Origin of the sequence: Nocardiopsis alborubida, from assembly GCF_012396365.1 — a bacterium.
Lineage (GTDB): Bacteria > Actinomycetota > Actinomycetes > Streptosporangiales > Streptosporangiaceae > Nocardiopsis > Nocardiopsis alborubida.
In genome coordinates this window covers 120,763-143,409 of the sequence record NZ_JAAXPG010000013.1, presented here as the reverse complement: position 1 = coordinate 143,409, position 22,647 = coordinate 120,763, and the positions used below count along the sequence as shown (strand labels likewise).

The 22,647-nt window shown below is 72.7% G+C and carries 19 protein-coding genes and 1 pseudogene; 9 read left to right on the top strand and 11 right to left on the bottom strand.

The window, feature by feature from the left end:
* Positions 1-39: 39 nt before the first annotated feature.
* A complete protein-coding gene (locus tag HGB44_RS15455; protein WP_061079359.1) occupies positions 40-1,998 on the bottom strand; it encodes an aconitate hydratase in 1,959 nt (652 codons plus the stop codon).
* A 277-nt stretch (positions 1,999-2,275) separates the two neighbouring features.
* Here HGB44_RS15455 and HGB44_RS15450 point away from each other — a divergent pair, with 277 nt between their 5' ends.
* From HGB44_RS15450 to yicI, 5 genes are all read left to right on the top strand, one after another.
* Positions 2,276-3,298, top strand: coding sequence for a LacI family DNA-binding transcriptional regulator (locus tag HGB44_RS15450; RefSeq protein ID WP_061079358.1), 1,023 nt, complete (start codon positions 2,276-2,278; stop codon positions 3,296-3,298).
* Positions 3,299-3,398: 100 nt separating this feature from the next.
* Positions 3,399-4,658, top strand: coding sequence for a sugar ABC transporter substrate-binding protein (locus tag HGB44_RS15445; protein WP_061079357.1), 1,260 nt, complete (start codon positions 3,399-3,401; stop codon positions 4,656-4,658).
* On the top strand, positions 4,655-5,605 hold the full coding sequence (locus tag HGB44_RS15440; protein WP_061079356.1) for a carbohydrate ABC transporter permease: 951 nt from the start codon (positions 4,655-4,657) through the stop codon (positions 5,603-5,605). The genes HGB44_RS15445 and HGB44_RS15440 overlap by 4 nt, the downstream gene beginning before the upstream one ends.
* Positions 5,602-6,510, top strand: coding sequence for a carbohydrate ABC transporter permease (locus HGB44_RS15435; protein ID WP_061079355.1), 909 nt, complete (start codon positions 5,602-5,604; stop codon positions 6,508-6,510). The genes HGB44_RS15440 and HGB44_RS15435 overlap by 4 nt, the downstream gene beginning before the upstream one ends.
* Before the next feature lie 55 nt (positions 6,511-6,565).
* Positions 6,566-8,899 carry an alpha-xylosidase gene (gene yicI, locus HGB44_RS15430; RefSeq protein WP_061079354.1) on the top strand — a complete coding sequence of 778 codons (2,334 nt, stop codon included), beginning with the start codon at positions 6,566-6,568 and terminating at the stop codon, positions 8,897-8,899.
* 88 nt (positions 8,900-8,987) lie between these two features.
* Here the strand turns inward: yicI and HGB44_RS15425 are convergent, their stop codons facing one another.
* The 4 genes from HGB44_RS15425 to HGB44_RS15410 form a co-directional block, all read right to left on the bottom strand.
* Positions 8,988-9,800 (bottom strand): ABC transporter permease, encoded by an 813-nt coding sequence (locus HGB44_RS15425; RefSeq protein WP_061079353.1) that lies wholly within the window; start codon positions 9,798-9,800, stop codon positions 8,988-8,990.
* The gene (locus HGB44_RS15420; protein WP_061079352.1) at positions 9,800-10,468 is read right to left on the bottom strand and encodes an ATP-binding cassette domain-containing protein; all 669 of its coding nucleotides are present in this window, start codon (positions 10,466-10,468) and stop codon (positions 9,800-9,802) included. The genes HGB44_RS15425 and HGB44_RS15420 overlap by 1 nt, the downstream gene beginning before the upstream one ends.
* A gap of 40 nt (positions 10,469-10,508) precedes the next feature.
* On the bottom strand, positions 10,509-12,740 hold the full coding sequence (locus tag HGB44_RS32460; protein WP_267909091.1) for a polyprenyl synthetase family protein: 2,232 nt from the start codon (positions 12,738-12,740) through the stop codon (positions 10,509-10,511).
* A 284-nt stretch (positions 12,741-13,024) separates the two neighbouring features.
* Positions 13,025-13,690, bottom strand: coding sequence for a TetR/AcrR family transcriptional regulator (locus HGB44_RS15410; RefSeq protein WP_231972335.1), 666 nt, complete (start codon positions 13,688-13,690; stop codon positions 13,025-13,027).
* 11 nt (positions 13,691-13,701) lie between these two features.
* On the opposite strand from HGB44_RS15410, the pseudogene HGB44_RS15405 reads away from it, so the two are divergent.
* Positions 13,702-14,094: pseudogene (locus HGB44_RS15405) on the top strand (DMT family transporter); the annotation flags it as partial.
* 76 nt (positions 14,095-14,170) lie between these two features.
* Positions 14,171-14,857, top strand: coding sequence for a DsbA family oxidoreductase (locus tag HGB44_RS15400; protein WP_061079350.1), 687 nt, complete (start codon positions 14,171-14,173; stop codon positions 14,855-14,857).
* Positions 14,858-14,949: 92 nt separating this feature from the next.
* Here the strand turns inward: HGB44_RS15400 and HGB44_RS15395 are convergent, their stop codons facing one another.
* Genes HGB44_RS15395 through HGB44_RS15380 form a run of 4 tightly spaced genes read right to left on the bottom strand, consistent with a single transcriptional unit; the run spans position 14,950 to position 18,500 of the window.
* Positions 14,950-15,570: a response regulator transcription factor gene (locus HGB44_RS15395; RefSeq protein ID WP_061079349.1), complete on the bottom strand. Its 621-nt coding sequence runs from the start codon at positions 15,568-15,570 to the stop codon at positions 14,950-14,952.
* Positions 15,567-16,808 carry a sensor histidine kinase gene (locus tag HGB44_RS15390; protein WP_061079348.1) on the bottom strand — a complete coding sequence of 414 codons (1,242 nt, stop codon included), beginning with the start codon at positions 16,806-16,808 and terminating at the stop codon, positions 15,567-15,569. Before HGB44_RS15390 ends, HGB44_RS15395 begins: the two co-directional genes overlap by 4 nt.
* A 7-nt stretch (positions 16,809-16,815) precedes the next feature.
* Entirely contained in the window at positions 16,816-17,595 is a 780-nt protein-coding gene (locus HGB44_RS15385) for an ABC transporter permease (RefSeq protein WP_061079347.1), read from the bottom strand.
* On the bottom strand, positions 17,592-18,500 hold the full coding sequence (locus HGB44_RS15380; RefSeq protein WP_061079346.1) for an ABC transporter ATP-binding protein: 909 nt from the start codon (positions 18,498-18,500) through the stop codon (positions 17,592-17,594). Before HGB44_RS15380 ends, HGB44_RS15385 begins: the two co-directional genes overlap by 4 nt.
* 722 nt (positions 18,501-19,222) lie before the next feature.
* Here HGB44_RS15380 and HGB44_RS15375 point away from each other — a divergent pair.
* Together HGB44_RS15375 and HGB44_RS15370 are read left to right on the top strand one after the other, a co-directional pair.
* Positions 19,223-19,810 (top strand): globin domain-containing protein, encoded by a 588-nt coding sequence (locus tag HGB44_RS15375; RefSeq protein ID WP_061079345.1) that lies wholly within the window; start codon positions 19,223-19,225, stop codon positions 19,808-19,810.
* A 147-nt stretch (positions 19,811-19,957) separates the two neighbouring features.
* A complete protein-coding gene (locus tag HGB44_RS15370; protein WP_061079344.1) occupies positions 19,958-20,608 on the top strand; it encodes a pyridoxamine 5'-phosphate oxidase family protein in 651 nt (216 codons plus the stop codon).
* 132 nt (positions 20,609-20,740) lie between these two features.
* Here the strand turns inward: HGB44_RS15370 and HGB44_RS15365 are convergent, their stop codons facing one another.
* Both HGB44_RS15365 and HGB44_RS15360 read right to left on the bottom strand, forming a co-directional pair.
* Positions 20,741-21,946 carry a DUF418 domain-containing protein gene (locus HGB44_RS15365; RefSeq protein ID WP_061079343.1) on the bottom strand — a complete coding sequence of 402 codons (1,206 nt, stop codon included), beginning with the start codon at positions 21,944-21,946 and terminating at the stop codon, positions 20,741-20,743.
* A gap of 32 nt (positions 21,947-21,978) precedes the next feature.
* A complete protein-coding gene (locus HGB44_RS15360; RefSeq protein ID WP_061079342.1) occupies positions 21,979-22,599 on the bottom strand; it encodes a TetR/AcrR family transcriptional regulator in 621 nt (206 codons plus the stop codon).
* Positions 22,600-22,647 lie beyond the last annotated feature (48 nt).

The following is a 22,647-nucleotide window of genomic DNA, read 5'->3' as shown; positions in this document are numbered from 1 at the left end:
TCCGGGACGACACGCCGTCCGGTCCGGGCCGCGGGAGGGTCAGTCCAGCTCGCGGGCCAGCAGCGGGATCTGGCCGCCCGCCAGCACCGCCTGGACCTGCGCCGGGGAGAGCTGGTGGTCCAGCCGGTACTCCTCGTCCCTCGTCGTGTTGCGCACGGTCAGCTCGGGGCCGGAGGACAGGGCCTCCTCCAGGCCGTCCAGGACGAGGACGTCGCCGGAGCCGACGCGGTCGTAGTCGCCGGGTTCGGTGAACCGCAGGGCCAGCACCCCGAAGTTGGCGAGGTTCTGCCAGTGGATGCGGGCGAAGGACTTGGCGATCACCGCGCGCAGACCCAGGTAGCGGGGGGTGATCGCCGCGTGCTCACGGGAGGAGCCCTGCCCGTAGTTCTCCCCGCCGACCACGATGTGGCTGCTCTCGCGGCCCGCCTCCCTCGCCCGGCGGGGGTAGTCCTCATCGATGCGGGTGAAGGTGAACTCGGCGAGCCGGGGCACGTTGGAGCGGAAGGGCAGCGCGCTGGCGCCCGCCGGGGAGATCTCGTCGGTGGAGACGTCGTCGCCGACCTTGAGCAGCACCGGAGCCTCGATCCGGTCGGGCAGGGGCGGGAAGTCCGGCAGCGCGGAGATGTTGGGCCCCTTCACGAGTTCGACCCGCGCGGCCTCCTCCGGCGGCAGCGGCGGGACCAGCATCGCGGTGTTGACCGCGGCCCGCTCCGGAGGCCGCAGGTCGGGATAGTCCAGGCCCAGTTCCCCGGCCAGGTCGCGCGGGTCGGTGATGACGCCGGTGAGCGCGGAGGCGGCGGCCGTCTCCGGGGAGCACAGCCACACCGCGTCCTCCTCGGTCCCCGAGCGGCCGGGGAAGTTGCGCGGGAAGGTGCGCAGAGAGTTGCGGCCGACGGCGGGCGCCTGGCCCATCCCGATGCAGCCCAGGCATCCGGCCTGGTGGATGCGGGCCCCGGCCTGGATGAGGTCGAGGGTCGCTCCCGCGCGGGTCAGGTCGGAGAGGATCTGGCGCGAGGACGGGTTGACGTCGAAGCTGACCGCGCTGTCGGTCTGGCGGCCCCTGACCATGGCGGCGGCGATCGCGTAGTCGCGCAGCCCCGGGTTGGCGGAGGAGCCGATGACGACCTGGCTGACGTCGGTGCCCGCCACCTCGCGGACCGGGACGACGTCGCCGGGCGAGGAGGGCCGGGCGATGAGCGGCTCCACCCCGGACAGGTCGATCTCGTCGGTCACGTCATAGGAGGCGTCGGCGTCGGGCAGCAGTTCGGTGAAGTCGTCCTCACGGCCCTCGGCGCGCAGGAAGTCGCGCACCGCGTCGTCGGAGGGGAAGACCGTGGTGGTGGCGCCCAGCTCGGCGCCCATGTTCGCGATGACGTGGCGGTCCATGGCGGTGAGCGCGGCGACCCCGGGTCCGTGGTACTCGATGATCCGGTTGAGCCCGCCCTTGACCCCGTGCCGCCGCAGCATCTCCAGGATGACGTCCTTGGCCGAGGTCCACGGGGGCAGCTCGCCGGTCAGGCGCACGCCCCAGATCCGCGGCGCCCGGACGCGCAGCGGGCGCCCGGCGATGGCCATGGCGACCTCCAGGCCGCCGACGCCGACCGCCAGCATGCCCAGCGATCCGGCGGCGCAGGTGTGGGAGTCCGAGCCGACCATCGTCGCGCCGGGCACCCCGAAGCGCTGCATGTGCGTGGGGTGGGAGACGCCGTTGCCGGGCTTGGAGTACCACAGGCCGTACCGGCGCGCCGCCGAGTGCAGGAACGCGTGGTCCTCCGCGTTCTTCCCGTCGGTCTGGAGCAGGTTGTGGTCCACGTACTGCACACTGACCCCGGCCCGGGTGCGGTCCAGGCCGAGGGCCTCCAGCTCCTGCATCACCAGGGTGCCGGTGGCGTCCTGGGTGAGGGTCTGGTCGACGGAGAGCCCGATGACCCCTCCGGGCGCCATCTCCCCCTCGACCAGGTGCGCGTCGATCAGTTTGCGCGCGACTCCGCGTCCCATCGCGATCTCCCCTCGTCCGCCTTCCCCCGCTCCTGACCGCACGGGCGCGCGGCAAACGGCGCCCGGCGAACGGGGCGCCGCCGGTCCGGTGCGCGACGGACCGGGGACGGCCGGGAGGAGGCGGCCGACCGACCGGTCCCGTGAGGGATCTTCCGATGAGGGGGTTGTCACACGGGGGCGTGGTTCCTACCATGGTGCCCGCCAGTCGAATCGATTCGACGAATCCGTGCGCCGGGTTGTCGAAGCGCTTCGACAACCATGGGGGGAGGGGAGCGCGATGGTGACCATCAAGGACGTCGCCGCGGCGGCGGGGGTGGCCCCGAGCACGGTGTCCTACGTGCTCAGCGGCTCCCGCAGCGTCTCCGAACGGACCCGGACCGCGGTGCGGACGGCCATCGACGAGCTGGGCTACCACCCCAACGCGGGCGCGCGCTCCCTGCGCAGCGCCCGCACCCGCGTGATCGCGCTGGCACTGCCGCTGACCTCGCCCGGATACCTGCCGGTCGGCGGACGGTTCATGTACGGGCTGAGCCGCGCCGCCGGAGAACTGGGCTACGACCTGCTGCTCCTGACCGTCCGCGACGACGACGCCGGGGCGTACGGACTGGAGCGCGCCGCGCGCAGCAGGCTCGCCGACGTCGCGGTGATCATGGGCGTGGAGATGGAGGACCCCCGCATCGGCGCGATGGACGCGCTGGGGTTCCCCGTGGTGGTCCTCGGCCGCCCCTCCGACGAGGGCGCCGCGCCCTGGGCCGACCTCGACTGGGAGGAGGCCGCGGTCGCCTCGCTGCGCCTGCTGCACGGGGCCGGGCACCGCGACCTGTGCTTCGTGTCGACGGTGGAGGAGGACATCGCCTCGGGCCGCAGCTACTCCGTGCGCGGTCTGCGCGGGGCCGAACGCGCCGCCGCCGAACTCAGCGTCCCCGTGCGCGTCCTGCCCTCGGCGAAGGACCCCGCCGAGCTGTACCGGCGGCTGGACGCGCTCCTCGACGGCGGACACCCGCCCACCGCGTTCGCCGTCCAGCACCCCGCCGCCGTGCCCGGCGTCCTGCGCCACCTCGCCGCGCGCGGCACCGACGTGCCGGGGGACGTCTCCCTGGTGGCCATCGGCAGCTTCCCCGAGGACCTCGGAGGGCTGGACGTGACCCGGATCGAGCTGCCCGTCGAGCGGATGTCGGCCGCCGTGACCCGCCTGGCCGCCGAGGCCGCGCGCGGCAGCCCGGTCCCCCTCGGCGCACGGAGCGAACTCATCCCACCCGAGATCACCCGCGGGGGGACGGTCGCCGCTCCCCCGGCCTGACCCCCCACCGGACCCGGCGGCCGGTCGCGGCCCCGGCGGCGCCAGCCCCCGACGCGACCGACGCGCTGACCCCCGATCCCCGCCGAAGAGGCCCCCCGACATGCACGAACACCTGTACCGACACCCGCACCGACCACTACGAACGGCGTCGGCGGCCGCCTGCGCCGCGGCGCTCGCCCTGACCGGAGTCGGCTGCGCGGCCGAACGCGACCCGAGCGTGTACACCATCATGGACTCCAGCACCGACGAGCCCTACCACACCTGGGACCAGGAGGCCATGGACGCCTGCGGGGACCAGGTGGGCGTGGAGGTGCGCCACATCAGCGTGCCCGCCGACCAGCTCGTGCCCAAGGCCCTGCGGATGGCCTCCTCCGACTCGCTCCCCGACGTGCTCAACCTCGACGGCTCGGACCTGCCGCAGTTCGCGGCGGCCGGGGGCCTGGTACCGCTGGAGGAACTCGGCATACCCACGGACGGCCTGTCCGAGGGCGCGCTGTCCATCGGCAGCTACGAGGGCGTGTACTACGGCGCCGCCCGGTCGGTGAACTCCCTGGGGCTCTTCTACGACACGGCCGCCCTGGAGGAGGCGGGCATCGACCCGCCCCGGACCTGGGCGGAGCTGGAGGAGGCCGCCGCGGAGCTGACCGGGGGCGGGCGCTACGGCCTCGCGATCAGCGCCCTGGCCACCGAGGACGGCGTCTACCAGTTCCTGCCGTGGCTGTGGTCCAACGGCGGCGACGAGAGGGAGCTGGCCTCACCGGAGTCGGTGGAGGCGCTGGAGTACGTCACCTCGCTGGTCGAGGCGGGATCGGTCTCCCCCTCGGTGGTCAACTGGACCCAGGCCGACGTCAACGACCAGTTCATCGCGGGCAACACGGCCATGATGGTGAACGGCCCCTGGCAGCTGCCTGTCCTCCAGGAGCACCCCGACCTGGAGTGGGCCGTGGCGGAGATCCCCGTACCCGAGGCCGGGGACACCTCGGTCGCGCCGATCGGCGGAACCACCTTCACCGTGCCGGTCAACGGCGACGACCCCGACCGCGAACGCGTGGCCGGCGAACTCGTGGCCTGCCTGACCACGGCGGAGGCGCAGCTGGACTGGTCGACCAAGGGCAGCAACGTGCCCGTCGACACCGAGGCGGCCGAGCAGTACCGCGACCTGGTCCCGGAGCTGGCCCCGTTCGTGGACCAGGTGCGCACGGCGCGCAGCCGGACCGAGTACGCCGGTACCGAGTGGAACACCTACTCCCAGGCCGTCGGCACCGCGCTGCAGGCGGCGCTCACCGGCGAGGCGGACCCCCAGGAGGCCATGGAACGCGCCCAGGCGCGGGTCGAGGCGGAGCTGGGGGGCCGGTCGTGACGACAACGACGACCACGACGGCGACAACGACGGCGACGGCGGCCGCGGGGACGGCGCCCGCGCGGCGCGGGCGCCAGAACCTCGCGAAGTGGCTGTTCGTCGCCCCCGCGCTGCTGTACATGCTGCTGTTCTTCGGGTACCCGCTGGTCCGCAACGTGGTGATGAGCTTCCAGGACTACACCTTCTCCACGTACTTCACGGGGGAGGCGCCGTTCAACGGGCTGGACAACTGGCGGGCGGTCTTCGCCAACGAGCTGTTCGGCGCGTCCCTGTGGCACACCCTCCTGTTCACGCTGGGGTCCCTGGCGGGCCAGTTCTGCATCGGCATGGCGCTCGCGGTCTTCTTCAGCCGCCGCTTTCCGCTGTCCGGGATCATGCGGTCCCTGCTCCTGCTGCCGTGGCTGATCCCGATGGTGGTGGCCGGCACCGTCTGGCGCCGGGTCCTGGACCAGGAGACCGGCGTGCTGAACGAGTCGCTCCAGGCGCTCCAGATCACGTCGTCGGCCGTGCCCTGGCTGAGCAGTCCCGACTTCGCGCTGCTGTCGGTGGTGCTGGTCAACATCTGGATCGGCATCCCCTTCAACATGGTGATCCTCTACGGCGGGCTCCAGGAGATCCCCGCGGAGCTGCGCGAGGCGGCCGTGCTCGACGGCGCGGGCCCGCTGCGCACCTTCTTCGGGGTGACCCTGCCCCTGCTGCGGCCCGTCGTGACCGTGGTGCTGGTGCTGGGCTTCATGTCGACCGTGAAGATCCTGGACCTGATCCTGGCGCTGACCAACGGCGGCCCGGCGCACTCCACGGAGACCCTGGGCACCCTCACCTACCAGCTGTCCTTCCTCCAGCTCGACTTCGGCCAGGGAGCCGTGGTCGGCAACGTCCTGATCCTCGTCAGCATGGTGTTCGCGGTCATCTACCTGCGCGCCAACCGTGGAGGTGTCACCCGATGAGCGCCGCACCCGAGAGCACCGCCGCCGCCCCGGCGGGCCCGACCCGGCGCGGCGGGGCGCCGGCCGCCGCGCGGCCCCGGCGCCCGCTCATGACGCGCAGGGCGCGGGGCGACGCCGTGAGCGCCGTGCTCGGCGTCCTGATCCTGGCCGTGCTGCTGTTCCCGCTGTACTGGATGGTCAACACGGCGCTGCAACCGGGCGCCGCGATGGTGGAGCTGCGGTGGTTCCCGCGCACGCTCGACCTCGGCAACTTCCAGCGGGCCTGGGAGTCGCAGGCGGGCAACCTGCTCACCTCGATCCTGGTGGCGCTCGGCGCGGTCGCGGTCTGCCTGCTGGTGGCCGCCCCGGCGGCCTACGCCCTGGCGCGGTTCCGGCTGCGCGGCGCGGAGACGGTCGTGTTCGGCACCCTGATCACGCAGATGGTCCCGGGCATCGTCGTGGCCAACGCGCTGTACAACGCCTACGTCGAACTGGAGCTGGTCAACTCCTACCTCGGGCTGATCCTGGCCGACGCGTCCCTGGGCATCCCCTTCACGATCGTCCTGCTGCGCGCGTTCATGGTGTCCATCCCCGAGGAGGTGCTGGAGGCCGGGATGCTCGACGGCGGCGGACGCCTGCGCGTGCTGGTCTCGATCGTGCTGCCGATGAGCCGCAACGCGCTGATCACGGGCAGCCTGTTCACCTTCCTGTTCGCGTGGTCGGACTTCCTGTTCGCGCTGACGCTGAACACGACCGACGCGGTCAAGCCCGTGACGCTCGGCATCTACGAGTACATCGGCGCGCACGTCGGCGACTGGGGCGCCGTCATGGCCGTGGCCGTCCTCTCCTCCATCCCCGCGGCGGTGCTCCTGGTCGTCGCGCAGAAATACGTGGCGGCCGGGATCTCCGGGGGGTCGATCAAGTGACCCGCCGCCCGCACCACCGGCGAACCGAGACCACGACTACAGGGAAGGGCCGCCCATGAAGTTCACCGACGGTTTCTGGCAGATGAGGGAGGGTGTGCGCGCCAACCGCGCACACGAGGCCCGCGACGTGCGGGTGCACGACGACCGGTTCACCCTCTACGCCCCGGTCCGCCCGATCGGGCACCGGGGGGACACGCTCAACACACCGCTGATCACGGTGGACTGCTGGTCTCCCGCGCCCGGCGTGATCGGCGTGCGGACCACGCACCTGGCGGGTTCGGTCCGGCGCGCGCCGGAGTTCGACGTGCGCAGCGACCCCGGCGTCGCGCCCTCCGTGAAGCGGGACGGTTCCTCGGTGGAGCTGACCAGCGGGGACCTGTCCCTGCGGGTGGCCACCGAGGGCCCCTGGCGGATGGAGTTCCGCGCGGGCGGCGCCGTGCTGACCGGCTCCGACGCCAAGGGCACCGCCTTCGTGGAGGACGCCGACGGCTCCCACCACATGCTGGGGCAGCTGTCGCTGGGGGTCCGCGAGCTCGTGTACGGCATGGGCGAGCGGTTCACGCCGTTCACGCGCAACGGCCAGACCGTGGACATCTGGCAGGCCGACGGCGGCACGAGCAGCGAGCAGGCCTACAAGAACGTGCCGTTCTACCTGACCAACCGGGGCTACGGGGTGTTCGTGGCGCACTCGGGCCCGGTGTCGTTCGAGGTCGGCTCGGAGTCGGTGGGCCGCGTGCAGTTCAGCGTGGAGGACCACGCCCTGACCTACTACGTCGTCCACGGGGAGAGCCCCAAGGAGATCCTGGCCCGGTACACCGCGCTCACCGGCCGCCCCGCGCTGCCGCCGGAGTGGTCGTTCGGGCTGTGGCTGTCCACGTCGTTCACCACCTCCTACGACGAGGACACGGTCAACCGCTTCATCGACGGCATGGCGGAGCGGGGCGTGCCCCTCAGCGTGTTCCACTTCGACTGCTTCTGGATGCGCGAGTTCCACTGGTGCGACTTCGAGTGGGACCCGGAGCTGTTCCCCGATCCCGTGGGCATGCTCTCCCGGCTCAGGGCCCGGGGGCTGCGGACCTGTGTGTGGATCAACCCCTACATCGCCCAGCGGTCGGCGCTGTTCGAGGAGGGCTCCCGGCTGGGGCACCTGGTCCGGCGGCCGGACGGAACCGTGTGGCAGTGGGACATGTGGCAGGCGGGGATGGCGCTGGTGGACTTCACGTCCCCCGACGCCCGCGCGTGGTACGCCGGGAAGCTCAAGGCCCTGCTCGACATGGGTGTGGACTGCTTCAAGACCGACTTCGGCGAGCGGGTGCCGACCGACGTGGTGTGGGCGGACGGCTCCGACCCGCAGGCCATGCACAACTACTACACGCACCTGTACAACGAGACGGTGTTCGACCTGCTGACGCGCGAGCGCGGTGAGGGGGAGGCCGTCCTCTTCGCGCGCTCGGCCACGGCGGGCGGGCAGAGCTTCCCGGTGCACTGGGGCGGCGACTGCGCCTCGACGTTCGAGGCGATGGCGGAGAGCCTGCGCGGCGGCCTGTCCCTGGGGCTGTCGGGGTTCGGCTTCTGGAGCCACGACATCGGCGGCTTCGAGGGCACACCCGACGCCGCGGTGTTCAAGCGGTGGCTCGCGTTCGGTCTGCTCTCCTCGCACAGCAGGCTGCACGGCAGCCGCTCCTACCGGGTGCCGTGGGACTTCGACGAGGAGTCCACCGAGGTGGCCCGCGCGTTCACCCGGCTCAAGTGCACGCTCATGCCCTACCTGTTCGGCGCGGCCGTGCAGGCCCACCGGGAGGGGACGCCCATGATGCGCGCGATGCTGCTGGAGTTCCCCGACGACCCGACCTGCCACCACCTGGACACGCAGTACATGCTGGGCGAGGACCTGCTGGTCGCCCCCGTGCTGAGCGCGGACGGCTCCGTGGAGTACTACGTCCCCGAGGGCGTGTGGACCCACCTGCTCACGGGCGAGACGGTGCGGGGCCCGGCCTGGCGCAGCGAGACCCACGGGTTCGACTCCCTGCCCCTGCTGGTGCGGCCGCACGCGGTCCTTCCGGTCGGCGCGGTGGACGACCGGCCCGACTACGACTACACGGACGGGCTGGCCCTGCACGTGTACGGGGCCGGGGACGCGGCTCCGGCGTCCACCACGGTCGTGCCGTCCGCTGACGGCTCCGCCGCCGCGGTCTTCCGGACCGAGCGCTCGGGGGACGGGGTCACCGTGGAGGCCGAGTCCGCTCCGGCCCACGGGTGGCGGGTGCTGCTGGTCGGCGTGCGCGGGGCCGGGACCGACGGTCCCGGCGCGGAGGTCACCGAGACCGACCGGGGCGTCCTCGTGTCGGTCCCGGCCGGTACCGCACGCGTCAGCCTGCGCCTGACCTGAGGCGGGTGTCGGGCACCTTGACACAGGAGGAGGCCCCCGGCGCACCGCGCCGGGGGCCTCTCCACGCTTCGCGCCGGGCGCGGCGCCGTCACTCAGCCCGTGCGGACCGGGCGCGACCGGAGGGCGCGCGGGCGGGCAAGGCCCGGCTGCGGTCCCGGGTGCGCAGGCGGAACGCCGCCCCCGCCACCGCCACCGTGGCCAGGAACCACGCGGGTCCCAGCAGCAGGTACGCGAGCGGCACCGTGTCCTGGAAGCCCGCGGCGACCCCGGTCTGCATGGTGCCGTAGGTGGGCAGGTAGCGCACGACGTCGCTGTCCGAGGACGGGTTGGCCACCGGGTTCTGCAACCCCATGTCGATGATGGACAGCATGACGATGCAGAACATGCCCTCCAGCTCCCCCCGGAGCAGGGCCGCCAGCATCACCCCGATCCCGCCGAAGGCCAGCGCGGACCCCAGCAGGGAGAGCCACAGCATGAACGGCTGTTCGGGAACCCAGTACCAGCAGATCACCGCCACCGCGTAGGCGCAGACCAGCGCCGAGGCCGTGACCAGCGCCGTGAGCTTGGCCGCGAGCAGGTGCAGGCGCGGGTACCCGGCCATCGCCAGCCGCTGGTCGAACCCGAAGGAGCGGTAGGTGACGATGAACATCATGAACCCGACGATCAGCGTGACGGCGTTGACGGCGCCGGAGATCTTGCTGACGTGGTTGCCGTGCACGGTGACGGTCTCCCCGGTGGCGCGCAGGAGGAACCGCACGTCGGCGTCGGCGATCACCAGGTAGACCAGGGTGATCCAGACGGGGATGAAGAGCACCACCAGGACCAGCGCCAGCCGGTTGCGCAGGTGCTCCAGCAGGGCCATGCGGGTGGCGGTGGCGTAACGGGTCCAGGCGCGGCGCATCACCGGCCCTCCGCCGCCGTCGCGGGGGCCGAGGGCGCCGACGAGGACGCCCCCTCCACCAGAAGCCCGCCCTCCAGCCGCCACAGGCGGTCGAAGCGCACCGTGTCGAAGGCGATGTGCGAGACCACCAGCACGGAGCGGCCCCGGTCGCGCAGGTCGGCCGCCAGCCGCCAGAACCTCTCGTAGGTGTCCCAGTCGAACCCCTGGTAGGGCTCGTCCAGGAGCAGCAGGTGCGGGTCGTGCATCAGCGCGAGGGTGAGGTTGAGCTTCTGGCGGGTGCCGCCGCTGAGCGTGGAGACCCGGTGGTGGAGGTACTCGGCGAACCCGAGGACGTCGAGGAGTTCGCGGGCGCGGGACAGGTCGGGCAGGTCGTGCGCGACCTGGAAGAGGCGCAGGTGCTGGGCGACGGTGAAGGCCGGGTTGAGCACCGTGTGCTGGGGGCAGTAGCCCAGGCTGCCGGAGTGGTCGACGGTGCCGTGGTCGGGGGCGAGGACGCCCGAGAGGATGCGCAGCAGGGTGGACTTGCCCGAGCCGTTCTCCCCGACCAGTCCGGCCAGGCAGGCCCCGGGGAGTTCGAGTTCGGCGCCGCGCAGCACGTGGTGGCGGCCGTAGGACTTGTGAACGCCGCGGACCCGCAGCGCCGGTGTGGGGGTGGATGCGTGTGACATCGGTCTGCTCACTCGTGAGGGAGGGGGAAAAGGGTGGCCGCTACTCGCGTTCCCGGCGGGCGGCGTAGGCACCGAGGGCGCCCATCATGACGGAGGTCCAGGTGCAGGGCACGAGGTCGCGCAGGGGCTTCCACGTCCGCTCGACCAGGCCCTGGGCCTCCCCGGTGCAGGCGGCGACCGCGCCGCACTCCTCCAGGGACGCCGCGGCGGCGGCCACGGTCGCCTCGTCGGCGTCGCCGTCGCGTACCGAGTACCAGAGCTCGCGCGCCCGGCGGGGCGGCAGCAGGGCCACGGCGTGGGCCAGCGGCATCGTGACCTTGCCCGCGCGCAGGTCCTCGGCGGTGTGCTTGGTCGCCGAGCGCCCGCCGCCCTCGGCGGGCGCGGTGAGGCCGCGCAGGTCCATGACGTCGTCGGAGATCTGGTAGGCCAGCCCCACGGCGTCGAAGTACTCGCCCAGCGCCCGGAACTGCTCCTCCCGGGCGCCGGCGACGAGCGCGCCGATCTCGGCCAGCCCCCGCACGGGCGCCGCGGTCTTGAGCCAGTGGCCCGAGCGCACCCGCCGCAGGAGCGCCTCGGCGTCGCCCGTCTCCACGGCCTCGTCCATCGCGGCCCGGTGGCCCGCGATGTCGATCGCCTGTCCGCCGTGTCCGGCCCGCAGCACCCGGAGGTAGACCTGGTAGACGCGCAGCCTCAGGGCCGCGTCGTCGGGCAGGACCCGGTTCAGGACGCGGTCCAGCGCGAAGTAGGCCGCCGTGCCCGCGTTGACGGCGACCGCCTCGCCGAAGACGACGTGGGCCGCGGGTCGGCCCCGCCGCAGCGGTGAGCGGTCCTCGACGTCGTCGATGATGAGGCTGCCGGTGTGCAGGAGCTCGGCGGCCGCCACCAGGGGCCGGTAGGGCTCGCTGTCGACGCCGAACAGCTCGATGGCCGCCATCGAGACGTAGGAGCGCCAGCTCCTGCCCAGGCCCGCGGTGGTGTGCCGGACCGGGCCCACGAGCGACGCGTGCAGGTCCTCCAGCACCGCGCCGTCGAGACGTTCGGGCCGGTGCTCGGTCCCGGCCAGCTCCGCCAGGGAGCGCGCGTCCGGCTCCGCCGGGTAGAGGCGGTCGATCTCCTGGCGGGTGACCGCGCGGATGCGGGTGACGTGGCGCTCGAAGTCCTCGATCCGGGTGTCGGGGAAGACCTCCCACAGCCCGTGGCCGCGGACCGGGCGGCCGCCCATCGTGCCCTCGGCGTCGGCGTGGGCCTCCAGCCTTCCGGAGAGGGCGGTGACCGAGACCGCCTCCTGGCGCGGGAACCACGCCGTGGTCCGGAGCCGCAGGTCCAGGAGCGGGACCTCCACGTCGCAGGCCGTGGGATAGGTGTTGAGGGTGGTCAGGGACGTCCAGGGGCGCAGGCCGCGCAGGGTCGCGGGCGCCTCGACGCGCTCGCCGTCCGGGGAGGCCAGCACGGCCGTCGCCCCGCACGCGGCCGGGGTCCCGTCCGGGGCGTCGGCTCCGCCGGTGCGGTGGACGGCCAGCTCCCATCCGTTGTCCAGGCGGACGCGGGCACGGGACCAGGAGGCGTCGCGGCCGTCCCGCGCCGGGAGGAGGTCCTCCCCGAACGCGCGCTCGTGCCAGCCCCGGCCCGTGACCCGCGCGGATCGGCCCCGGAAGTGGAGGACCCCCGCGGCCTCCAGGCTCGCGGCCTCCAGGACGGGGGCCTCGGGGCTCGCGGCCCCGGGGTCCGCGTCCGTGGAGGCGCGGGCCGCGCCAACGTGCTCGCGAGGGTGGCCGCCGTCCCCGGGCGGGGACAGCCGCAGCCGGAAACCGGACTCCTCCCCCCGCGCCTCGACGAGGAGACCGCCGTGCCCGTCCCCGCGCAGAAGCACCACGTCCCCGGCGTCCAGGTCCAGGGGCGCCTCCCTCCACCGCGCCGCGCGCGGGAGCAGGCGGTCGGGTTCCGGCAGGCGCCCCTGGGAGAGGGCGTCGAGGAGCGCCCGGCGCACCCGCGGGTCGGTGACCCGGTCGGCCCCGACGAGGGCGCGGACCGCGTCGACGCACCCCTGGTCCACCCACGACTCGCCGCCGTGCTCGCGTGCGCTCCGGTCGGCCACGTACCAGACCGCCTGGTGGGCCTCCGCGCCCCCGTCCACCGCGCCGCAGAGGCGGGCGAATGAGAACACCAGGCCGTACTCGTCCGCACCGTCAACGAGGTGGAACGCGAACCGCAGCCGTTCGGGCCCGCCCCGCGGGTCCGACGCGTCCGGCCCGGCCCCGGGATGCGCGCCCATCCCCCGCCGTCCTTCGAAACCGTCCCGTGGCCCCGGGTCCCCGACATGTCCAAACGCGTCCATCGCGCCTACTTCCCGCTCGTACGGCCCGGGGTGACCACCCCGGACACAAGCGGAGAGTATCGGATCAATTACCCAGCGGGGGGAAGGATGGGAAGAACGGCTGAGCTTCAGCCCGCCGGACATGCCGGGGAGCCCGGGAGCGAGCCGTTCCACCTGGTGTTCCGTGACGTGACCACCGGCGAGGAGTTCGCATGCCCCTGGCCGCGCACCCCGGAACCGCCTCAGCCCAGCAGACGACGCGCCATCCAGCCCAGGGCACGCGCCATGCGCTCGGTGTCCATCCCGACGGTGTCGCGCTGGTGGGCGAAGAGGTCGGGGTCCAAAGGCGCGAGGAGCTGGTCCACCAGGGCCTCGCGGTCGGCCCCCGGGGTGTCGGCGAGCAGCGTGCCGACATGCACGCGCCAGAAGGCGTAGGCACCGGTGGCGAAGCGCCTGCGGCCGGTCTCGGCACCGAGCACGAGCGGCAGGTGGCGATCCAGGAGACCGATGGCCGCGGCGTAGAAGGCGGCCAGGCGCTCGGCGGGCGCGGCTCCGGGGCCGAGCGGGGGCGGCCCGTACATCATCTCGCCCTGGAGACGGCGCTCGTGCTCGTCGAGCAGGGCCACGGCCACCGATCCCGTGTCCGGATAACGACGGTAGAGGGTGGCGCGGCCGACCCCGGCCGCCCGGGCGATGTCCCCCATGGTCACCGTGCGGGGGTCGGCCTCCGCGAAGAGGCGCTCGGCCGCGGCCAGGATCCGCGAACGGTTGCGCGCGGCGTCCGCGCGCTCGCGCGGCGGACCGTTCCCCTCGGAGGGCACGACGGGGAACGGAGTCGCTCCGGGCCGCGCGATGACCTGGCGCGAAAGGTGGGCGTCACCGTCTTCCATGTCCCGATGGTAGGGCATGCCTGGATTATATGGACACCGTGTCCACTTGCATGCTACTCATGGACTGTAAGCGGACACGCTGTCCGAATAGCCTTGGAGGAGAGCCATGCGCACCGGCCCTGCTGATCGGTTGCCTGCTGGCCGTCCAGGCCCCGGTGAACCAGCGGCTCGGCAAGGCCGTCGGCACTCCCTACGGCGCGTCGACGCTGCGACTCACCCTGGCCGCCGGTCCGCTCCTGCTCCTGAGCGTGTTCGCGGGTGCGGTCACCGACCTCACCGGTGTGGCCGACGCCCCGTGGCGGCATCCGCCGGGCGGCCTGGCCAGCCCCTTCCACATCACCAGCGGCATCCTGCTCATCCCCCGACTGGGGGCGGTCACCACCGTCGGACTGTTCGTGTCGGGACAGATGTTCGCCTCCATCGCCCTGGACGCGCACGAGTCCGCGGCGGACTCCGCCCGAGACCGTTTTCCGTTCCCGTCTTCCGAGGAGAAACACCATGACCGACAACCTGACCCCGCCGCCGGGGACCATCATCGTCTTCTCCGACATCTGGTGTTCGTTCGCCCATGTCGCCGTCCACCGGCTGCACGCGGCACGCAGCGCGCTGGGCCTGGAGAACGAGGTCACCCTCGACCACCGCGCCTTCCCCCTGGAGCTGCTCAACCGGGCCCCGAGTCCGCGTTCGGGCACCGACAGCGAGGTCGGCCGCATCGCCTCACTCGAACCGAACGCGGGCTGGCAGCTGTGGCAGGCGCCGGACTGGCTGTACCCGTCGACGACACTGCCCGCCCTGGAAGCGGTACAGGCGGCCAAGGAGCAGGGCCCGCGCGCCTCGGAGCAGCTCGACCTCGCCCTGCGCAAGGCCTTCTGGGCCGAGTCGCGCTGCATCGCCAACCGCACGGTCATCCTCGAAGCCGCGGCCTCCGCCGACGGTGTCGACCCCGACCACATCGCGGCCGCGCTCGACGACGGCCGCGCCCGCAGGTCCTTGTCCGAGCAGGCCGCAGTCTCGGCCACCGACCGTGTGAACTGCAGCCCCCACCTCTTCCTGCCCGACGGCAGCGACCACGCCAACCCCGGTATCGATGTCGCGTGGTCCGGCGACTACGGCACCGGCTGGCCCGTCATCTCCTCCGACGACCCCAAGGCCTACGAGGACCTCGTCCGCCGCGCCGCGGCCTGATCACCGGCCGCCCCGCCGAGGAGGAGGGATCCCCGGCTTCTGGGCGCCACGACAGGGGCCGAAGCGGAGCGGAGGCCCGAAGAGGGCACTGCCTACCCGAGGAGGCCGCGGCGGTACGCCTCGGCGACCGCCGCGGCCCGGTCGCGCACGCCGAGCTTGTCGTACACGCGCTGGAGGTGGGTCTTGATGCTCGCCTCGCTGATGAACAACCGCGCCGCGGCGGTCCGGTTGGACGCCCCGTCGGCGACGAGCCGCAGGACCTCCAGCTCGCGCTCGCTCGGGTTCGGGCCCACGGGTCTGCGGACCTGCCCGATCAGGTGCTTCACCGCCGTCGGAGCCAGGACGGACTCCCCCCGGTGCACCGCGCGCACCCCGCGCAGCAGTTCGTCCGGTGATGCGTCCTTGAGCAGGTAGCCGGTGGCCCCGGCCTCGATCGCCGGAAGCACGTCGCTCTCGCTGTCGAAGGTGGTGAGGACGAGGACGCGCACGTCCGGCCGCTCGCGGGACAGGACGGCGATCGCCCCGACACCGGACAGGACCGGCATGCGCAGGTCCATCAGCACCACGTCCACGGCCAGCCGTCCGACCAGTTCGACCGCCTCGCGGCCGTTGGCGGCCTCGCCGACCACCTCGATGTCGTCCTGCGCGGTGAAGGCCCCGCGCAGGCCGTCGCGCACGACGGGGTGGTCGTCGGCGATCAGGACCCGGATCACTCCGCCCCCACCGGGATCGCGGGCACCGTGGCGCTGACGGCGGTGCCCTCCCCCGCGTCGCTCTCGATCTCCACCGTTCCTCCGATCCCGCGGACGCGCTGGCGCATGCTGCTGAGCCCGAACCCGTGCTGGTTGTGTCCCGTGATGCCCCTGCCGTCGTCGCGCACGTCGAGCATGACGACGTCGTCGGAGTAGGACAGGGTCACGCCCACGCGCGAGGCGTCGGCGTGCCTGGCGACGTTGGTGAGCGCCTCCTGGGCCACCCGGAAGAGGACCACCTCGATCGCCGGGCTCAGGGCGACGCGCTCACCGGTGACGTCGAGGTCGGGACGGACACCGTGCTCCTCCGCCCAGCGGCGGGTGAGTTCGTTGAGGGCCTCGGGCAGTTGGCTCTCCGCCAGCTGCCGGGGGCGCAGGGCCTGCACGGAACGCCGCGCCTCGGTCAGGCTCTCCCGCGCCAGGTCGAGCGAGCGGTCCACGTGCGGACGCGCCGCCCCGGGCGTCTCCCACACCCGCTGCGCCGCCTGGATCTGCGTCACGATCCCGGTGAGCCCCTGGGCCAGGGTGTCGTGGATCTCCCGCGCCATCCGCTGGCGCTCGTCCAGTACCCCGGCCTCCCTGGCCTGGGTGAGCAGCTGCGCGTGCAGCCCGGCGTTCTCCTCCAGGGCCGCCTCCAGCCTGGCCACCATCACCCGGCGTTCCCGGTGCTGCTCGGCGGTCTTGGACGCGACCACGAGCCCTCCGCCGATGGCCACGGTCTGGATGGTGACCACGCCGACGTAGATGAACAGGTGCTCCAGGAACGGCAGTTCCGTGCTCGTCCCGGGGATTCCCATGGTGGTCGTGTACAGCGCGATCGAGGTGGCCGCGATCCCGACGAAGGTCAGCCGCCGGGGCAGCGCCATGGCGCGGAAGAACAGCGAGATCGTGAACATCAGGAACAGGCCGTCGTGCGCCATCAGCGCCGAGGCCAGCACGAGGAGCACCGCGAAGTGGATCCCGGAGAAGAGCGGACGGCCGTCCCTCCACGGCGGCACGTACCCGAGGAGCACCCAGGCGGAGGCGAGCGCGGTCAGGCCGATGGTGACCGCGTGCCCGGTCCAGTCCGACACGGGCTGGGACAGGAGGACCAGCGCCGCCGAGGGCAGCAGCAGGACCCAGGGGACGACGGCGACGAACCCGTCCCACCACCGGTCCCACTCCCGGACGGCGTCCGCCCCGGTGCTCCGTCGGCTCATCCGCCGCTCACTCCCATCGGAACAGCCTGGCCGCCAGAGCGGCGGCCACCACGGCGACACCCGCCATTATCCCCAGCTGCACGAGTTGTGGGATCGCCGCGTCCCCGGCGTCCCCCGACCAGCTCTGCAACAGGAGCTGCGCGCCGGGGGGCGTGAACTCCCCCATGCGCGCCAGGAAGTCGGGCAGGACGTTCTGCGGCAGGAAGACCCCGCCCAGGAACAGCACCAGCATGTACAGGGTCATCGACAGGCCGTTGGCCGCGTTCGCGCTGGGCGCCACGGCGGCGACCAGGACTCCCAGCGCGATGAGCGAGGAGGCTCCGACGACGAACGCGGCGGTGAACAGCAGCGGCTGGCTCGGCGGTTCGACGTCCAGGACCAGCCAGGAGGACAGCACCAGGAGCACGGCGGAGACGGCCGCCGCCGCGAACACCACGGCGATCTGCGCGGTCAGGAGCATCCCGGGGTGCATCGGCGTGGTCGACATCCGGCGCAGTACACCCCTCTCCCGGTAGGCGGCCAGGACGGACGGCAGGTGCTGGACGCACAGGATCCCCATGCCGAGGATCAGTGCCATGGGCGCCCAGGTGTCGACGAAGCTCTGGCCGCCGAACTCCGGGGAGGGCTCCCGCAGCACCGGCAGCGCGCCGAGCCCCAGCAGGAGCACGGTGGGCAGCAGGATCCCGACGCTGATCGCCACGGGTTCGCGCGTCAGCAGCCGGGCCTCGGTCGCGGTGATACGCAACAGGGTGGACACGGGGCTCCCCTTCCGGGTGTCGGTGCTCATGATTCGAGGGCCCTTCCGGTCAGGGCGACGAACGCGTCGTCCAGGCTGGAGCGCTCGATCCGCAGGTCCTCGGCGACGACGTGCTCGCGGGCCAGGACGGAGGTCACGGCGTGGAGCAGGTTGCCCCGGCCGCTCACCCGGACCTGGTTGCCCATACGCTGCGCGGAGACCACCTCGGGCCGCGCGGCGAGGAGCTGCTCGTCGAACTCCGGGGGCGCACGGAAGGTCACCTGCTGTTCCGAACCGGCCTGTGTGACGAGCCCGGCCGGGGTGTCCAGGGCGGCGACGCGGCCCGAGTCGATCACCGCGAGCCGGTCGCAGAGCCGCTCGGCCTCGTCCATGAAGTGCGTGACGAGCACGACCGTGACGCCGGAGTCGCGCACGTCCTCGACGAGGTCCCAGGTGTCCCGCCGCGCCTGCGGGTCCAGGCCCGTGGTCAGCTCGTCGAGGATGGTCACCCGGGGGCGGCCCACGAGGGCCAGGGCGATGGACACCCGCTGCTTCTGTCCCCCGGACAGTCTGCGGTACTGGGTGTCGCGCCTGTCGGCGAGCCCCAGCCTCTCCATGAGCTCACCGGTGTCGGCCGGGGAGCGGTAGAAGGAGGCGTAGAGGTCGAGGGCCTCCCCGACCCTGATCCGGTCGGGCAGCCGCGCCTCCTGGAGCTGCACGCCGAGGCGCTGGCGGACCTCGTCCCGCTCCCGCCTCGGGTCCCGGCCGAGCACGGTGATCGATCCGGAGTCGGTGGGGCGCATCCCCGCGACGCACTCGACCGTGGTGGTCTTCCCGGCCCCGTTGGAGCCGAGGATCCCGAAGATCTCGCCCTCCTCCACGGAGAAGGACACGTCGTCGACGACGACCTTCTCCCCGTAGCGCTTGTGCAGGTTCCTGACGTCGATGATCGGCATGCCCCGAGCATCGCCCGGAGAGGGCGTGCCGGGCATCGCCCGCCCGGCCACGGGATCGGTGGATCGCGGTGTCAACCGATCGGTTGACGCGCTCCGTCCGGACGGTGCACGAAGGTCGTCTGTTACGCGAAGGACGAAAGTTATGACAGAGAACTGAGGTAGCACTGTGGCCTCATGCGCTACCAGAGGGTAATATCCTCAAACGTCGACATTTCTGTTACATTGCCACAACAGGCACAGTAAAGGGGGTAGTAGACGTTGAAACGACCGTCGTTTACCCCTCACGTGGCATTCACAGCTATCCGAACCTTGGATGGACGCTGAATCCGGAAGAAGACGAGGCAGCGATGAGGGTTCCCGACGCCCCCGCTACTGCCGAAGGAGCGCTACGTCCGTTCCCTTCGTCCCAGCCCGCGCACACGGCCCCGTCAGGAGCGCCGGAGGCTGGGAACACCCGAAGGGCGGGACCGGCCGTCAGGTCGGCCCATCCGTCCCCCGGGGGCCCGCCGGGCCAGCGGTGAGCTGAGGCCCTCCCCCGCGCGTGCGTCCGATCGCTCGGCCCCGCGCACCGAGCCGCACGTGTCCACCCCGGCCGGTCCACCCCGGCCGGGGAAGCGGCGGGAAACGCGTGCCTGCGCCTTCAGCGTTACTACGCTCCGTAACCACGGCGGTGCGTGCGCCCCCGTGGCACAGCCCTTTCCGCAACCCGATTGGAGGCTTCCTTGTCTCCCCGCTCCATCGAAGAGGTCCCGCTCCCAGCCCCCGCCGTCATCGACGCGGTCCGGCAGTCGTGCTCCGCGTTACCGCCCGGCTCCACCCGCCTGGCCGACCGCTTCTACCAGAACCTGTTCGAGATGGCGCCCGCCATCCGTGACATGTTCCCCGCGAACATGCAGACGCAGAAGGAGCGCATGGCCTTCGCCCTGCTGGAGGTCGTCCGCTACCTCGACGAGCCCGAGGAGGTCGCCGGGTACCTGAGGCGGCTGGGCGCCCAGCACAAGCGGGACATGGACATCAAGCCCGAGCACTACCCCTTCGTGGGACGCGCCCTGGTGCGCGCGGTCAGCGAGGTCTCGCCGACCTGGTCCTCCTCCATGAGCTCGGCCTGGATCGTGGTCTACGAGTGGATCACCGCCAACATGCTCGCGGGCGCGCGCGAGGCCGAGGCCGCCCGCTCCGGCGGATCCCGGACGTCCCGGCACGGCGGAACCGCCGCGTCCCCGGCCGGGGAGCGCCCCGCGTCCCCCTCGCCCGCCCCCTCCGCCGACGCGTCCTCCCCCCACCTGCGGGCCGACGCCCCGACACGCTGAGCCGTGCCGCGGCGCGCTGACCGACGCCCCGGCACACCGGGCGGTGCGTCCGCACCCCTTTTCCCCGACACCCCTTCTCCCCGGCACCAGAGGCCCTTCCGTCCCTGGCCAGCCACACCAGCCCCACCAGTCCATCGAGAGGCAGTGATGCGCGAGACCTCCCCACGGCACGTCCCCGGCAGCGAGGGTGAGCACCGCGTCCAGGCGCTGAACGGCACGAGCGAACGCGCCGAACGCTTCTACCGAGACCAGATGCTCGACCACCTGAACCCGCGCATGCGCGAGTTCGTCGCCCGCCAGGAGATGATGTTCATCGCCACCTCCGACCGGCACGGCGAGTGCGACTCCAGCTTCCGCGCGGGACCGCCCGGCTTCGTCCACGTGATCGACGAGCACACCCTGACCTACCCCGAGTTCCGGGGGAACGGCGTCTTCGCCAGTGCGGGCAACATCCTGGAGAACCCGCACGTGGGCCTGATGTTCCTGGACTTCACGCACGAACGCATCGGGCTGCACGTCAACGGCCGCGCGTCCCTGCTGGAGGACGTGGAGCTGCGGCGCCACGTCCGCGGCCTGCCCGAGCCCGAGGTCCCGGGGCAGAAGGCGGTGCTGTGGACCGTGGTGCACGTGGAGGAGGCCTACATCCACTGCCGCAAGCACATCCCGCACCTGCGCAAGGTCGGGCGCGACGAGTCCTGGGGCACCGACGACGCCCTGCGCAAGGGCGGGGACTTCTTCGGGTCCAAGGGCACCCCCACGCGGTGGAACGCGCCCCAGACCCCCGTCTACCAGATCTGACCGGGCCCGCCCCGAACGCCGCCGGGTCCGCGGACGGCCGTTCGCCCGGAGCTCCACGCGCCGGGTCGGCGGATCGCGGTGGACACGGCACGCGGGGCCCTCCCACCTCCGGAGGGCCCCGCGCCGGGGCGGTCAGCGGCGTTCGGGCACCCGCGCCAGCACCGCCTTCTGCAACGCCTCCAGCGGCCCCGCCCCGAAGCGGCGCAGCCAGAGCGTCGACACGGTCAGGAGCAGGGCGCACACCGACGCCCACAGCCCCATCACCCACCACGGACCGGTGTCGGCCAGGCGCGCGGCCAGTCCCAGGCCGAAGCCGTAGCAGACCAGCATGCAGACGACGTTCTGCGCGACGTAGCCGCTCATCGCCATCCGCCCCAGGGAGGACACGGCGGTGACCGCCCGCCCCTCGGGGTCCGACCGGTCCACGAGCCAGCCGACCGCGCCGACCAGGCCGAGCGCCACGACGGGCGCGGCGACGTAGCGGTCCAGCATGAACAGGTCGGGTCCGGCCAGGGACGTGGCCAGGTTGACCGGCAGCCCGACCCCCAGTCCCCAGACGAGCAGGCGGCCCCGGATCCGGCGGCCGGTGTCGTCGCCGCCGAAGGCCCCGGCGCGGAGGAGCCGCACGCCCAGCAGGAACATGAACACCATCAGGGCGAAGGTGATGACCGGTTCGGCGCGGAACAGGAGCGCGTTGTCGAGCCGGAAGGCGACCTGCTCCAGGTAGCCGCCCTCGGCGTACAGCTCCACGGCCTCGGGCGGGACCTCGGCGCCCTGCGGGTCCGGTTCGTACAGGAGCACGGCCGTGACCAGGCCGACGAAGGCCAGGTGCAGGGCGGCGGACGCCCACATGACCGCGTTCTGCGCCCTTTGCGACCGGGTGAGCAGCCAGGCCACCACGATCGCGGCCGCCGCGTACCCCATGAGCACGTCTCCGGCGAAGACCAGCGTGAAGTGCACGAGCCCCTCGGCGAACAGGAACAGCGCCCGCCACTTGTAGGGGCCGGGCCAGCGCCCGCCGCGCCTGGCCGCGGAGCGGAACTGGATGGCCAGGCCCACACCGAAGAGCAGGGTGAGCAGGGCCAGGAACTTGCCGTTGGCGGCGAAGGCGAACAGGCCCTGCGCCAGGGACGCCGCCGACGGGTCCTCGCGGAAGGCCGCCATCGGGCCGAGCGCGTCCGGGACGAAGATGATGCCCGCCTCGGCGCCCGGCGCGGCGAACAGCCACACGTTGGTGCCCAGGGTGCCCATGATGGCGACGCCGCGCAGGACGTCGAGCAGGGGCAGTCGGGTGCCCGGACGGACCGGGGCCGTGCGCCGCGGTGTCGTGCTGGTCATGCCAGCCCCCTCGGTGTCTCGTTCGTACGGGGTCACGGGCCCTCGGGGGCGGGGAAGAGCCGGTCCAGGTGGGTGGCGAGCGCGGTGCGGACCGCGCTCTCGGAGAAGGAGTCGTCCCCGGTGATGAGGTGGTGAACGGTCAGGCCGTCCACGAGGGCGACGAGCCCGGCGGCCTCGGCCGGCGTGTCCGTGCCGGGCGGGAGTTCGCCCCGGCGCACCGCCTCGTCCATCGCCTGCGCGAACACGCCCACCAGGTCGGCGGTGGTGTCCCGGTGCAGGCGCGACATCTCCGGGTCGGTCATCGTGGTCGGGAGGAACTCCAGCCACACGGTCAGCTCGGCGCGGCGTTCGTCGTCGAGCGGCAGGAGGGTCCGCGCCGCGCGGGAGATCCAGTCGCGGGCCGAGGCGATCGGCGGCCCGTCCGCGCCCACCGCCGTCAGCCGGTCGGCGCCCTGTTTGTAGAGGTACTCCACACCGAAGCGCAGCAGCTGCGACTTGGTGCGGAAGTAGCGCTGCACCAGGCCGACAGAGACACCCGCCTGGTCGGCGACGTCGGCGAGGGTGGTCCGTGCCAGTCCCCGCTCCCCCACCGCGCTCAGGAGCGCGCGGGCGACCTGCCGCCTGCGCTCCTCGTGGTCCGCTGTTCGTGCCATGAAAAAATAATACGGTATTATTTTTATGTTGTCGAGAACCTGGAAGGT